The sequence below is a fragment of the Kutzneria kofuensis genome, assembly GCF_014203355.1.
Lineage (GTDB): Bacteria > Actinomycetota > Actinomycetes > Mycobacteriales > Pseudonocardiaceae > Kutzneria > Kutzneria kofuensis.
On the sequence record NZ_JACHIR010000001.1, the window covers coordinates 3550603 to 3564077 of the forward strand.

Here is a 13475-nt window from a genome sequence, read left to right on the forward strand (position 1 = left end):
CGGCGACTTCCTTCCGCCCAGCCCTTGCATGTGACGAAAAGGGTGGGCCGTTCGGGTGTACGGGTGGCTGTGGGAACCACTCTCTGAGGTGGAGTTTGGTCACGCTCTCACCGGCTAGCCTCCGGGAATGCGGGACGGGAGGGCCGCAGCCAGGGCCGCGGAGGCCGCTGAGGCCGAGCGGCTGGCGGCGCTGATCCCGGAGGAACGGGCGCAGTACCTGGTGGAGGCGGCGGAGAGCTGGGCGGCGGCCGGGTGGCCGGAGCGGGCCGGGGAGCTGTTCGCGGCGGCGATCGCGGACGGCGGTCACGTGATCGGCGACGCGAGGACGTACTACGCGGGCTTCCTGTTCGACACGGGCCGCCCGGAGCGGGCGCTGAGCACGCTGGCGGAGCTCAAGAGCTCCCGACCCGACGACCCGTTCGCCTACGTCTGCGCGGGCGAGGTGCTGGAGGAGGCGGCGGACCTGGACGGCGCGCTGTGCTGGTTCACGGACGGCCTGACCAGGTTCTACCGGCACTTCGAGATGCCGGACGCGGTGAACGACGCGACGCTGATGCAGCTGCTGACCAACCGGCAGCGGGTGCGCCGGCTGCTGGAGCTGCCGCCGGACTGCTGGGACGACATCGCCAGCAGCGCGCAGGCGGTGCTGCTGGCCGATCTGACCGATCCGTGAGACGCAAAGTGTGGCGCGGAACACCCGGACGTCACGTGCCGGACACCGGTTTGCAACACTGGGCCCTTCCCCGGCAACGGCGCCGGCATTCCTTGCACTTGCTGACACGTCCGGAGGCGCCGGCATGACGCAGACCGCAGACCCCGCCACCCTCATCCTGCCCGCCGAGCTGCGCCCGTCCGACGGCCGCTTCGGGTGCGGCCCGTCGAAGGTCCGCCCCGAGCAGCTGGCCAAACTGGCCGCCGAGGGCGCGGCGTTCATGGGCACCTCGCACCGGCAGAAGCCGGTGAAGTCCCTGGTCGGCCGGGTCCGCGCGGGCCTGCGCGAGCTGTTCGCGCTGCCCGAGGGCTACGAGGTCGTGCTGGGCAACGGCGGCACCACCGCCTTCTGGGACGCCGCGGCGTTCGGCCTGGTCCGGGAGCGGTCGCAGCACTTCACGTACGGCGAGTTCTCGTCGAAGTTCGCCACGGTGACCAAGGGCGCGCCGTTCCTGGCCGACCCGATCGTGGTGAAGGCGGAGCCGGGCGACGCCCCGGAGATCGTCTACCAGGCCGGCGCGGACCTGGTCGGCTGGGCGCACAACGAGACCTCGACGGGTGTCGCGGTGCCGGTGCGCCGGCCCGAGGGCTCCGAGGGCGCGCTGGTGGCGATCGACGCCACCTCGGGCGCCGGCGGCCTGCCGGTCAAGGCCGAGGACTTCGACGTCTACTACTTCGCGCCGCAGAAGTCGTTCGCCTCGGACGGCGGCCTGTGGCTGGCCCTGATGAGCCCGGCGGCGCTGGAGCGGGTCGCGGAGATCGGCGCGTCGGACCGCTGGGTGCCGGAGTTCCTGTCGCTGACCACGGCGCTGGACAACTCCACCAAGGACCAGACCTACAACACGCCGGCCGTGGCCACGCTGTTCCTGTTGGCCGACCAGATCGAGTGGATGCTGGAGCAGGGCGGCCTGGAGTGGACGACGGCCCGCACGGCGGACTCGTCGCAGCGGCTGTACTCCTGGGCCGAGGCGACCGAGTACACCACGCCGTACGTGGCCAACCCGGCGCACCGCTCGCAGGTCGTCGGCACGATCAACTTCTCGGACGACGTGGACGCCGCCACGGTGGCGAAGGTCCTGCGCGCCAACGGCGTGGTCGACGTGGAGCCGTACCGGAAGCTGGGCAAGAACCAGCTGCGTGTGGCAATGTTCCCGGCGATCGAGCCGGACGACGTCACCGCGCTGACCAAGTGCGTGGAGTGGGTCGTCGGTCAACTGTGAAGCCCGTCACAGATCGATATCACCGTCCGTGACGGTGAACCTTCTCCCCTCACCATGCGTCTTAGCTAGTAAATCCGGCAGGATCGTGGTCGGATGTCGATAGACTCGGCGCGCCTACGGCGTCAAGTAGGCGCGCCGAACTATCGTTGGCATGTGGCGAGGTGACAGATCGGGGAGGCCGTGATGCGAGCGCTGCGAGTCGTCGGGCTCGACGACGACGGCACATCTGTCATCTGCGAGGACCCCGTTCGCGGCGAGCGCTACACGATCCCCTGCGACGAGCGGCTGCGCGCCGCCGCGCGGGGCGACATCGCCCGCCTCGGCCAGATCGCCGCCGAGGCCGACGTCCAGATGCGTCCCCGGGAGATCCAGGCCCGCATCCGCGCCGGCGAGTCGGTGGAGCAGGTCGCCGCGGCGGCCGGCATGCCGACGCACCGCATCGAGCGGTTCGCCTACCCCGTGCTGCTGGAGCGCTCCCGCACCGCCGAGCTGGCCCAGCGCGCCCACCCGATCCGCGAGGACGGGCCGGACGTGCAGACCCTCGGCGAGGTGATCGCGCACTCCTTCGGCCTGCGCGGCCAGGACTATACCGCCGTGAACTGGGACTCCTGGCGCGGCGAGGACGGCAAGTGGATCATCCAGCTGCACTGGCAGGCCGGCCGGTCGGAGAACCGGGCGCACTGGACGTTCCACCCCGGCGCGCACGGCGGCACGGTGTCGCCGATCGACGACCACGCCATCGACCTGCTCGACCCGTCGCCGAACCGGCCGCTGCGGACCGTGCGGCCGGTGACGGAGCTGGCCCGGCAGGCGCTGGAGCTCGAGCACCAGGCCGCGGCCGTCCCGGCGCCCGCGCCGGTCGTGCCCGAGCAGGCGCCGGAGCCGCCGCCGGTGGTGCCCGAGCCGGAGACGGCACGCGTCGAGCAGCCTCCCGCCCCGGAGATCACCGATCCGGAGCCGGTGGAGGAGCCGCCCGCCGCGCAGGCGCCGGCCCAGGCCCAGCCGGAGCAGCAGCCCACCCGTAAGGCGGAGGCGCCGCCGCGGCGCGGCAAGAAGAACCACCCGATCGTGCCGTCCTGGGAGGACGTGCTGCTCGGGGTTCGCTCGCAGCGTTGATTCTTTTCGGGCCAGCTCACAGCTGCTCGAAGGCGTGCCAGTCGATGCCTTCGCGCTCGCACCAGTCCTCCGCCTCCTGGCGGGTCAGCGGCTTGGCGTCGATCGGACGGTCGGCGCCGAGCCGCGTCCAGCCGTCCGGCGCCAATAGGTAGAGCTGGCGCTGCTTGCGGGCCAGCAGCCGGCCGTCGGGGAACGCCATCGTCGGCTCCGTGCGGAGGTAGTGCACGGACTCGGGTCGCGTCATGTCTGCATCATGCGCCGACTTCGCGCGCCCCGTCACCCCTCACCCGAGCCCCGCCGTCAAGCCGTGTGACCTGCCACAACGTGCTCGACCTCCACCGCGCTGGAGCTCGCACACTCCCGGAAATTCAGATGTCCTCGTCAGGGGTCCTACGTATGGTCGAGGTGAAACTCGAAGGGGGATTGTCGAATGAGTGACGACGGAGATCAGTCCGTCACCCACCGCTCATCCTTCGCCACGCTACGCAGGCTGTGGCCCTATGTGCGTCCGGTGCGGCTGGAACTGCTCGCCTCATTGGCGGCGGCACTCGTCGCGATGCTGGCCGGACTGTCCATCCCGCTGGTCATCCAGCAGATCGTCGACGGCCCGGTCGCCCGCGGCGAGCTGTCGAAGCTGCCCTGGCTGGTGGGTCTGGTGCTGGTGCTCGGTGTGACCGAGGCCGTCCTGTTCTACGCGCGGCGCCGGTTGAACGTGCGGCCGAGCACCACGGTCGAGATGCGGCTGCGCGAGGACATCTACCACCACCTGCAGCGGCTGCCGGTGGCGTTCCACGACAGGTGGCAGTCGGGGCAGTTGCTGTCCCGGGCCGTGAACGACCTGAGCACGTTGCGCCGGTTCATCGCGTTCGCGGCGGTCTTCCTGGTGGTCAACAGCACCGTGCTGGTGGTCGGCGTGGCCGTGCTGCTCACGCTGTCGCCGCTGCTGGGCCTGATCGTGATCGCCTGCGGCGCACCGCTGATGGTGCTGTCCTACCTGTTCGAGACGAAGTACAAGATCTACGCCCGGCGCGCCCAGGACCTGCAGGGCGACCTGGCCAGCACGGTCGAGGAGTCGGTGCTGGGCATCCGCGTGCTCAAGGCGTTCGGCCGCGGCCGGGACATGACGAAGTCGTTCATGGCGCAGGCCCGCTCGCTGCGTGGCGCGGAGCTGAACAAGGTCCGCGTGATGTCGGCGCTGTGGGCGGTGCTGGTGAGCCTGCCGGAGCTGGCGATCGGCGGCGAGCTCGCGGTCGGCGGCGTCGGCATCGCCAACGGCACGCTGACCGCCGGCACGCTGGTCGCGGCGATCACCGTGAGCACGTACCTGCGCTGGCCGTTCGACTCGATCGGCTGGCTGCTGGCCGAGACCAACATGGCGGCCTCGGCCTGCGACCGGTACTGGGAGGTCCGGGATGAGATCAACACGATTGTCGAGCCGGAGCATCCTCGGGAGCTCCCGGAACACGTCCGCGGACACCTGGTATTCGAGGATGTCCACTTCGCCTACGACGGCGGCACGCGCGAGGTTCTCAAAGGCATCGACCTCGACGTGCGTCCCGGCGAGACGGTGGCGCTTGTCGGCGGCACCGGCTCGGGCAAGACGGCGCTGACCGCGCTGGTGGCCCGGCTGGCCGACGTCACCGGCGGCCGCGTCACCGTGGACGGAATCGACGTCCGCGACCTGCGGATGAACGACCTGCGGCGGATCGTGGCGACGGCGTTCGAGGAGCCGGTGCTGTTCTCCGCGAGCGTGCGGGAGAACGTGGCGCTGGGCACCCCGGAGGCGACGGACGACGACGTGCACGAGGCGCTGCGGGTGGCGCAGGCCGAGGAGTTCGTCGAGAAGCTGCCGTGGGGCATCGCGACCCGGGTCGGCGAGCAGGGACTGTCGCTGTCCGGCGGCCAGCGGCAGCGGCTGGCGCTGGCTCGCGCGGTGGTGGGCAGGCCGGCGGTGCTGGTGCTGGACGATCCACTGTCCGCTTTGGACGTTCACACCGAGGGCGAGGTGGAGCGGGCGCTGCGGCGCGTGCTGCACGACGTGACGGCGCTGGTCGTCGCGCACCGCCCGAGCACGGTGCAGCTGGCCGACCGGGTGGCGATGCTGGTGGACGGCCGGATCGCCGCCGTGGGAACGCATTCCGAGCTGATCGCCAACAACGCCGAGTACCGGCGACTGTTGTCCACTTTGGACGAAGACGAGGACGAGGAGGTGGCGGTCTGATGAGCGCGCCGACCGCTACCGACTGGCGCGGCGTCGCCGCCGAGGACGTCGAGAACGTCGACAAGGTCGTGACGGCCCGGCTGCAGGCGCGGTCCCGCCGGCTGCTGGGTTCGCTGCTGCGGCCGCACAAGTGGGGCGTGGCGTTGGCGCTGGTGTTCGTGCTGCTGGAGAACGGCGCGCAGCTGGCCGGCCCGCTGCTGGTCGCGGCGGCAATCGACCGCGGCGTGGCCGGCGTGATCGCCGGCCAGCCGGCGACGCTGGTGTGGTGCGTGGTCGGCTACGCCGTGTGCGGGCTGGCCAGCGCGGGCGCGAAGTTCTCGTTCGTGCGGCTGTCCGGCCGGGTCGGCCAGGACCTGCTGCTCGACCTGCGGCACCGGGTGTTCCGGCACGTGCAGCGGCTTTCCCTGTCGTTCCACGAGTCCTACACCTCGGGCAAGATCATCTCGCGGCTCTCGTCCGACGTGGAGTCCATCGACGACCTGCTCGACATGGGCCTGGACGGGCTGCTCAGCTCGGTCCTCACCGTGGTGGGCGTCGCCGTCACGCTGCTCGTGCTCGACCTGCGGCTGGCCGTGGTGGTGCTGTTCGGCTTCATCCCGTTGCTGATCGTGGCCCGGTGGTTCCGGCGCAGCTCCCACAAGGCGTACCGGGCGACCACCACCGCCGTGGCCAAGGTGATCGTGCAGTTCGTGGAGACCATGAACGGGATCCGCGCGGTGCAGGCCTACCGCCGGCACGGCCGCAACGAGCAAATCCTGCACGAGGTCAACGTCGAGTACCGGGATGCCAACAACCGGGCCTTCAAGGTGATGGCCCGGTTCACCGCGACCGTGCGGCTGGTCGGCAACGTGACCATGGCCGTGGTGCTGGCGTGGGGCGCGCTGCGGGTCGTCGACGGCAGCCTGCAGCTGGGCGTGCTGGCGGCGTTCACGCTCTACCTGCGCCGGCTGTACGACCCGTTGGACGACTTGGCCATGTTCGCCAACTCCTACTCGGCGGCCGTCGCCGCGCTGGAGAAGATCTCCGGCGTGCTGGAGGAGGAGCCGTCGGTGGCCGAGCCGGCGGAGCCGACGCCGCTGCCGCGCGAGGGCCGGCGCGGCGACCTGCGCTTCGACCGGGTGGAGTTCCGCTACGGCCCGCAGACGCCGGTGGTGCTGCCGGAGTTCGACCTGCACGTGCCGGCCGGGCAGACCATCGCCGTGGTCGGCGCGACCGGCGCCGGCAAGTCGACGCTGGCCAAACTGGTGGCCCGGTTCTACGACCCGTCCCACGGCACGGTGACACTGGACGGCGTGGACCTGCGGGACGTGGCCGACGTCGACCTGCGGTCCGCGGTGACGATGGTGACGCAGGAGAACTTCCTGTTCGCCGGGTCGGTGGCGGACAACATCGCGATGGGCCGGCCGGACGCGACGCGGGAGGACGTGCAGCGGGTGGCCGCCGCGGTCGGGGCGCACGAGTTCATCAGCGCCCTGCCGGAGGGCTACGACACCGACGTCCGCAAGCGCGGCGGCCGGCTGTCGGCGGGCCAGCGGCAGCTGGTGGCGTTCGCGCGGGCCCTGCTGGCGGACCCGTCGGTGCTGGTGCTCGACGAGGCGACGTCCAGCCTGGACGTGCCGACCGAGCGGGCGGTGCAGGCGGCGCTGGAGACGGTGCTGGCCGACCGCACGGCGCTGATCATCGCCCACCGGCTGTCGACCGTGCTGATCGCCGACCGTGTGCTGGTCGTCGACGGCGGTCGCATCGTCGAGGACGGCTCCCCCGCCGACCTGATCGGCCAGCACGGCCGCTTCGCCCGCCTCCACCAGGCCTGGCTGGAATCACTGGCCTAACCCGAACCCCCGCGAGTCACGCTCTCAGGCAGTGCGAATGTAGGTTTCGGGCATCTGCCCGAAACCTACATTCGGTGGGTCCCAGAGCGTGACTCGCCGGGGGTCAGGTGGCCGGGCCGAGCAGGCTCAGCAGGAGGGCGATCCAGGCCAGGCCCAGGCCGCTGGCGACGCCGAGGGCGACCCAGCGCCACACCGGCACGTCCCGGGCCAGCCACACCGACGGCGACAGCCCGCCGATGATCACCACGTTGGCGATCACCGCCAGCCAGAGACTGGCCTGCGCCAGCGCGAACGACAGCGACGTCACCGCCACGGCGATCATCGCCGCGACGACGAAGGTCACCGTCAGCCCGGTGGCCCAGGGCGTCGGCTCCCGCTCCGGGAAGTCCTCGACGGCGTCCTCGGCCGGCTCGACCGGCGGCTCGGCGACGACCGCCGGCTCCACCTCGTACATCCGCCCGGACACCGGATCCGCGTAGTCGACGGGCAGCCCCAGCTCGGTGGCCAGCCGGCCGGCCAGCTGCCGGCCCCGTCGGGTGACCAGATCACCGGCCGTGCCGCCGACCGGCTCGTGGTCGTTGGGCACGAGCGCCCGCGCCACCTCGGCCCACTCGTGCAGCGCCGCGGTCAGCTCGGACGGCAGCGCCAGCGACCGCGGGTCGACCTCGCGCAGCTGCGTGCCGTCATGGCCGACGAGCACGGCCTTGCCGGCTCGCGCGTGAAGCTGCACGATCGTCTCCTCCGACCCGTCGGCGTCTGCCTGGTCGACGGTACTCACGAGACCCCCAAGGCGTGAAACGCCACGGCCCCCGCGGTGGCGACGTTCAGCGAATCCACACCCGAGGCCATGGGGATCCGGACCGCGATGTCGGCCGCGTCGATGGCCTCATCGGTCAGACCGGGCCCTTCGGACCCCAGGAGCAATGCGACCTTCTCGCCCGCGAGCTTGCATTCACGCAGGTCGACGGCGTCCGCCCGCGGCGTCAGCGCGGCGACGGTGAAGCCCTTGGCCCGCAACAGGTCCAGCCCCGACGGCCACGGCCGCAGGTCGGCGAACGGCACGCGCAGCACGTGCCCCATCGAGACGCGGACGCTGCGCCGGTACAGCGGATCCGAGCATCCCGCGCCCAGCAGCACCCCGTCCACGCTGAGCGCGGCGGCGTTGCGGAACAGCGCGCCGAGGTTCTCGTGGTCGCCGACGCCCTCCAGCACGGCCAGCATCCGGGCGCCGTCGACGAGCGCCGCCGGATCGGGTTGCGGGGCGCGGTCCGCGGCCGCCAGCACTCCCCGGTTCAGGTGAAATCCGACAACCTGGGCCATCACGTCGGCGGACACCGCGTAGGCGGGACCGTCGAAATCGCCCAGATCGGGGACCAACTCCTGTATCCGACGGGGGATGCCGAGCAGGCCGCGCAGCGGATACGGCGAGTCCAGCAGCCTGCGCACGACGATCACGCCCTCGGCGATCACCAGGCCGCGCCCGCCCGGCCGGTCCGGCCGCCGATCGGCGGTGGACAGGTCGCGGAAGTCGTCCAGCCTGGTGTCCGAGGGGTCGTCGATCTCGATCACCTGCGGCACGACACGCAGTGTCTCACTGTTCGTCCATACCATGTTTCACGTTCGCCAGGGGTGGTAATCCCAGGCCTCCTACCAGCGCGTTCTCACCGGAAGTTATGCCAATGTGACAGAGAGCACCGTTTTGGCCGATGGGCAGGGCCAAACCCGTTGTGTCACGGTTGGCATTCGCTTCAGGCGCCCGGGGAACCCGGGCAGACCGAAGTGGGAGGCGGCATGGGCAAGGACGTGTCCGACCGAACATTCACCCGGGAGGACCGCCAGCGTTACCGCGAGAAGGTGCAGCGCTGTCTGGACGCGTTGGCCAGGATGCTCACGGATGACGTGTTCTCGTTCCCCCAACAACAGATGGGGCTGGAGATCGAGCTGAACCTGGTCGACGAGAAGCTGCGGCCGGCGATGGCGAACTCCGAGGTGCTGGAGAAGATCGACGATCCCTCCTTCACCACCGAACTCAGCCAGCACAACCTGGAGATCAACGTGCCGCCCCGGCCGCTGGCCGGCAACGAGGCCGTTGATCTGGAACAGGAACTGCGCCGAACGTTCGACAACGCCGACACCAAGGCGAAGGACGCGGGCGCGGCGATCGTGCTGATCGGGGTGCTGCCGACGCTGCGGCGCGAGCACTTCGACCCGCGCTGGCTGACCAGCAACCGGCGCTACACGGTGCTCAACGACGAGATCTTCGCCGCCCGCGGCGAGGAAATGGTGCTGCACATGGAGGGTTCGCCGATGCCGGGCGGCGAGCCGGAACGACTGCGCAGCTACGCCGAATCCATTCTGCCGGAGGCGGCCTGCACGTCCGTGCAACTGCACCTGCAGGTGCAGCCGGACCATTTCGCCGCGCACTGGAACGCCGCGCAGTGCCTGGCCGGTGTGCAGGTGGCGCTCGCCGCGAACTCGCCTTTCCTGTTGGGCAAGGCGTTGTGGCACGAGACCCGGATCCCGCTGTTCCAGCAGGCGACCGACACCCGGCCGCAGGAGCTGCAGAACCAGGGCGTGCGGCCGCGGGTGTGGTTCGGCGAACGCTGGATCACGTCGATATTCGACTTGTTCGAAGAGAACGTGCGCTACTTCCAGGGCCTGCTGCCGGTGATCGACGACGAGGACCCGATCGCCGAGCTGGCGGCCGGCCGGGCCCCGCGCCTGTCGGAACTGATGCTGCACAACGGAACCGTGTGGCGGTGGAACCGTCCGGTGTACGACCTCGTCGACGGCGTGCCGCACCTGCGGGTGGAGAACCGGGTTCTGCCGGCCGGACCGACCATTGTGGACGTCCTGGCCAACGCGGCGTTCTTCTACGGCGCGCAGCGGGCGCTGGCCACCCAGGAACGTCCACTCTGGACGCAGATGTCGTTCCAGGCGGCCGAGGAGAACCTGTACTCGGGCGCGCGGCACGGCATGGGCGCCCAGCTGTACTGGCCCGGCATCGGCTGGGTGCCGCCGGACGAGCTCGTGCTGCGGCGACTGCTGCCGATGGCCCACGAGGGCCTGCGCGAGCTGGGCGTCTCCGACGCGGCCAGGGAGCGCTACCTCGGCATCATCGAGCAGCGCTGCGTGGCCCGGCGGACGGGTTCCTCGTGGCAGCGGGAGACCGTCGCGCAGCTGGAGCAGCGCGGCGCGGACCGGGAGGCGGCTCTGGTCGGGATGCTGCGCCGGTACGTCGACCTGATGCACGCCGGCAACCCGGTGCACACCTGGCCCGTCTGGTGACGACGTCCTAGTTGCCACTATCTGGCAATTGCTAGATAGTGGCAACTATGGCCCAGTACGTACTGCCCGACCTCGACTACGACTACGGCGCGCTCGAACCGTCGATCATCGGCGAGATCAACGAGCTGCATCACAGCAAGCACCACGCCGCCTACGTCAAGGGCGCCAACGACACGCTCGAGCAGATCGACGAGGCCCGGGACAAGGCCGCGTTCGGCTCCATCGTCGGGCTGGAGACCACGCTCGCGTTCCACCTGGCCGGCCACGCCCTGCACCAGGTGTGGTGGAAGAACCTGAGCCCGAACGGCGGCGACAAGCCGACCGGCGAGCTGGCCCAGGCGATCGACGAGTTCTTCGGCTCGTTCGACGGGCTGCGGGCCCAGCTGGGCGCGGCCGCCAGCACGATCCAGGGCTCCGGCTGGGGCATCCTGGCCTGGGAGCCGGTCGGCCGGCGGCTGATCACCCAGCAGCTCAAGGACCACCACTCCAACCTGTCGATCGCCACCACGCCGCTGCTGGTGTTCGACATCTGGGAGCACGCGTACTACCTGCAGTACCGCAACCTCAAGGCGGACTACATCGGCGCGCTGTGGAACGTCGTGAACTGGACCGACGTCAACGAGCGCTTCGAGGCGGCGCGCGCCGGCAAGAACGGCCTGCAGCTGACCCCCTGAACCCGGCAGTGGATGCTCCGACAGGCCGAGCTGCCAGGAGAACACCGAGACCCCGTCGTTTCGGCGGGGTCTCGGTGCGTCCTCACGCCGTGTAGGCCTGCACCGACGTCGTCAGGCGCGTCAGCAGGTCGCGCAGGACGTCGAACTCCTCGTCCTTCAGGCCCATCGCGGTGCCGACCACCGGCGGCACCGACAGCGCGCGGTCGCGCAGCGCCCGGCCCTCGTCGGTGAGCGCGACCCGCACCGAGCGCTCATCGTCGGCCCGCCGCTCGCGGCGCACCAGCCCGTTCGCCTCCAGCCGCTTGAGCAGCGGCGACAGCGTGCCGTAGTCCAACTGCAGCGCGGCGCCGAGGTCCTTGACCGGACTGTCGCCGTGTTCCCAGAGCACCAGCAGGACCAGGTACTGCGGATAGGTCAGCCCCAGCTCGTCCAGCAGCGGCCGGTAGAGGGCTGTGACCGAGCGGCTCGCCGCGTACAGCGAGAAGCACAGCTGGTCCTTCAGCAGCAACGGGTTGCTCGTGTCTTCCATACCACAATCATAACTTGCCAACTTAAGTTGTGCACGATCTAAGTGTGCGCTAGTGTTCCAGTCGTCAGGTCAAGGGACCAAGCAGGAGGAGGAAGCCATGAGCGTCGTTCTGGAGCCGGCCGCCAAGGAGTTCGCCGAGGCCACCGCCAACCCGCCGTACCTGTTCGACCTGGGTCCCGTCGAGGGCCGCAAGACCGTCGACGGGGTGCAGGCCGGCGAGATCGACAAGCCCGAGGTGGACGTCGAGGAGTTGACCGTCGGCGACGTGCCGGTGCGCATCACCCGGCCGGTCGGCGCCAGCGGCCCGCTGCCCGTGATCATCTACATCCACGGCGCCGGCTGGGTGTTCGGCAACGCCCACACCCACGACCGGCTGGTGCGCGAGCTGACCGTGAAGACGGGCGCGGCCGTGGTGTTCCCCGAGTACAGCCTGTCGCCCGAGGCCCGCTACCCCGTCGCGATCAACCAGAACTACGCCGTGGCCAAGTGGGTGGCCGAGCACGGCGCCGAGCACAACCTGGACAGCAGCCGCGTCGCGGTGGCCGGCGACTCGGTCGGCGGCAACATGACCGCGGCGCTGACCCTGATGGCCAAGGAGACCGGCGAGTTCTCCTTCAAGCAGCAGGTGCTGTTCTACCCGGTGACCGACGCCGCGTTCGACACCGAGTCGTACCACCAGTTCGCCGAGGGCTACTTCCTGCGCCGCGACGCCATGCAGTGGTTCTGGGACCAGTACACGACCAGCGAGGAAGATCGTGCGCAGATCACCGCTTCGCCGCTCCGGGCCACCGTGGAGCAGCTCCGCGACCTGCCGCCGGCCCTGGTGATCACCGGCGATGCCGACGTGCTGCGGGACGAGGGCGAGGCCTACGCCAACAAGCTGCGCGAGGCCGGCGTCCCCGTGACGGCCGTGCGCTACCAGGGCATCATCCACGACTTCGTGATGCTGAACGCCCTGCGCGGCACGCACGCCGCCGACGCCGCGATCAACCAGGCCGCCGAGTTCCTGGCTCGCGCGCTGGCCTGACCGGTCACGCGAAGAGGCCCCGGGTCTGCCGGACCCGGGGCCTCTTCTGTTCCCGAACTGACTGCCGCTCCCACCACGAAGCGGTTGAGATTAGGTTAGCCTTACCTTCGCTGTCGGTCAAGGCGGCTGACCCGACCGTGGGCGACGAGCTCCACCACGATCACGATGGCCAGCGACTCCACCGCCAGCAACCCGAGCAGCACGACCAGCTGCAACGCCCCCGCCAGCCACACCGGCGAACCGCCGAGCAGCATGCCGACAAAAGCACCCGGAAGGGTGACGAGGCCGACCGTGCGGGTCTGGTCCAGCGCCGGCAGCAGGGCGTCGGCCGCCGGCTTGCGCACCAGCTCCCGGATCGCCACCGGCTCGGTGAAGCCCAGCGCCAGCGCCGCCTCGTACTCACCGTGCCGCTGCTTGAGCGTGTCCAGCGCGCGGCGCACCGACAGCGTCGTCGCCGTCATGCCGCCACCGATCAGGATGCCGCCCATCGGCACCAGCGCGATGCCCGTCGGCGGCAGCAGGCCCGTGCCCAGCAGCAGCGCCAGCGCCGGGATCACGCCCGCCACGATCGCCAGCCCCACCCAGGCGCCGCGCCAGCCCACGCCGGTTCGCGCCGCCGACGTCGCCGTCGCCACGACGGCCATCAGCAGCAGGAAACCGCCGGTCAGGCCCAGCGAGGCCAGCACCGCCGTGATGACCGCGGAGACGACCGCCAGCTGCAACACCGCCCGTCCGGCGGCCAGGATGATCGGCCACGGCTCCCACAGCCGGCCCGCCTTCACCACCACCGCGGCCGCCGCCGTGAAGACGAGGCAGACGATCAGTAGCGGCAGCCACCCCACCGAGCTCGAGATCAC

13 protein-coding genes are annotated in these 13475 nt (G+C 70.6%); 8 read left to right on the forward strand and 5 right to left on the reverse strand.

The annotated features are described in order from the left end of the window. Positions 1 to 127: 127 nt before the first annotated feature. From BJ998_RS16235 to sepH, 3 genes are all read left to right on the forward strand, one after another. Positions 128 to 673 carry a tetratricopeptide repeat protein gene (locus BJ998_RS16235; RefSeq protein ID WP_184862589.1) on the forward strand — a complete coding sequence of 182 codons (546 nt, stop codon included), beginning with the start codon at positions 128 to 130 and terminating at the stop codon, positions 671 to 673. A 124-nt stretch (positions 674 to 797) separates the two neighbouring features. Beyond that, on the forward strand, positions 798 to 1931 hold the full coding sequence (serC, locus tag BJ998_RS16240) for a phosphoserine transaminase (RefSeq protein WP_184862591.1): 1134 nt from the start codon (positions 798 to 800) through the stop codon (positions 1929 to 1931). A gap of 183 nt (positions 1932 to 2114) precedes the next feature. After that, a complete protein-coding gene (gene sepH, locus BJ998_RS16245) occupies positions 2115 to 3047 on the forward strand; it encodes a septation protein SepH (RefSeq protein ID WP_184862593.1) in 933 nt (310 codons plus the stop codon). 16 nt (positions 3048 to 3063) lie between these two features. Here the strand turns inward: sepH and BJ998_RS16250 are convergent, their stop codons facing one another. Further along, positions 3064 to 3291 carry a hypothetical protein gene (locus tag BJ998_RS16250; RefSeq protein WP_246488604.1) on the reverse strand — a complete coding sequence of 76 codons (228 nt, stop codon included), beginning with the start codon at positions 3289 to 3291 and terminating at the stop codon, positions 3064 to 3066. 186 nt (positions 3292 to 3477) lie between these two features. Between BJ998_RS16250 and BJ998_RS16255 the strand changes: the two genes are divergently transcribed. Together BJ998_RS16255 and BJ998_RS16260 are read left to right on the forward strand one after the other, a co-directional pair. Next, positions 3478 to 5268, forward strand: a complete 1791-nt coding sequence (locus BJ998_RS16255; protein WP_184862595.1) for an ABC transporter ATP-binding protein — start codon at positions 3478 to 3480, stop codon at positions 5266 to 5268. Then, the gene (locus tag BJ998_RS16260) at positions 5268 to 7100 is read left to right on the forward strand and encodes an ABC transporter ATP-binding protein (RefSeq protein ID WP_184862597.1); all 1833 of its coding nucleotides are present in this window, start codon (positions 5268 to 5270) and stop codon (positions 7098 to 7100) included. The genes BJ998_RS16255 and BJ998_RS16260 overlap by 1 nt, the downstream gene beginning before the upstream one ends. A 103-nt stretch (positions 7101 to 7203) precedes the next feature. Here BJ998_RS16260 and BJ998_RS16265 read toward each other — a convergent pair whose 3' ends face one another. Continuing rightward, positions 7204 to 7878, reverse strand: a complete 675-nt coding sequence (locus tag BJ998_RS16265) for a DUF2537 domain-containing protein (RefSeq protein ID WP_312890143.1) — start codon at positions 7876 to 7878, stop codon at positions 7204 to 7206. Next, positions 7875 to 8678 carry a TrmH family RNA methyltransferase gene (locus BJ998_RS16270; RefSeq protein ID WP_184862599.1) on the reverse strand — a complete coding sequence of 268 codons (804 nt, stop codon included), beginning with the start codon at positions 8676 to 8678 and terminating at the stop codon, positions 7875 to 7877. Before BJ998_RS16270 ends, BJ998_RS16265 begins: the two co-directional genes overlap by 4 nt. Positions 8679 to 8891: 213 nt before the next feature. On the opposite strand from BJ998_RS16270, the gene BJ998_RS16275 reads away from it, so the two are divergent. Beyond that, positions 8892 to 10388, forward strand: coding sequence for a glutamate-cysteine ligase family protein (locus BJ998_RS16275; protein WP_184862601.1), 1497 nt, complete (start codon positions 8892 to 8894; stop codon positions 10386 to 10388). A 47-nt stretch (positions 10389 to 10435) separates the two neighbouring features. Then, positions 10436 to 11062: a superoxide dismutase gene (locus BJ998_RS16280; protein WP_184862603.1), complete on the forward strand. Its 627-nt coding sequence runs from the start codon at positions 10436 to 10438 to the stop codon at positions 11060 to 11062. A gap of 82 nt (positions 11063 to 11144) precedes the next feature. Here BJ998_RS16280 and BJ998_RS16285 read toward each other — a convergent pair whose 3' ends face one another. After that, positions 11145 to 11591: a MarR family winged helix-turn-helix transcriptional regulator gene (locus BJ998_RS16285; RefSeq protein WP_184862604.1), complete on the reverse strand. Its 447-nt coding sequence runs from the start codon at positions 11589 to 11591 to the stop codon at positions 11145 to 11147. Between the two features lie 97 nt (positions 11592 to 11688). Here BJ998_RS16285 and BJ998_RS16290 point away from each other — a divergent pair, with 97 nt between their 5' ends. Then, on the forward strand, positions 11689 to 12618 hold the full coding sequence (locus BJ998_RS16290; protein ID WP_184862606.1) for an alpha/beta hydrolase: 930 nt from the start codon (positions 11689 to 11691) through the stop codon (positions 12616 to 12618). Between the two features lie 101 nt (positions 12619 to 12719). Here BJ998_RS16290 and BJ998_RS16295 read toward each other — a convergent pair whose 3' ends face one another. Continuing rightward, the gene (locus tag BJ998_RS16295; protein WP_184862608.1) at positions 12720 to 13475 is read right to left on the reverse strand and encodes an ABC transporter permease; all 756 of its coding nucleotides are present in this window, start codon (positions 13473 to 13475) and stop codon (positions 12720 to 12722) included.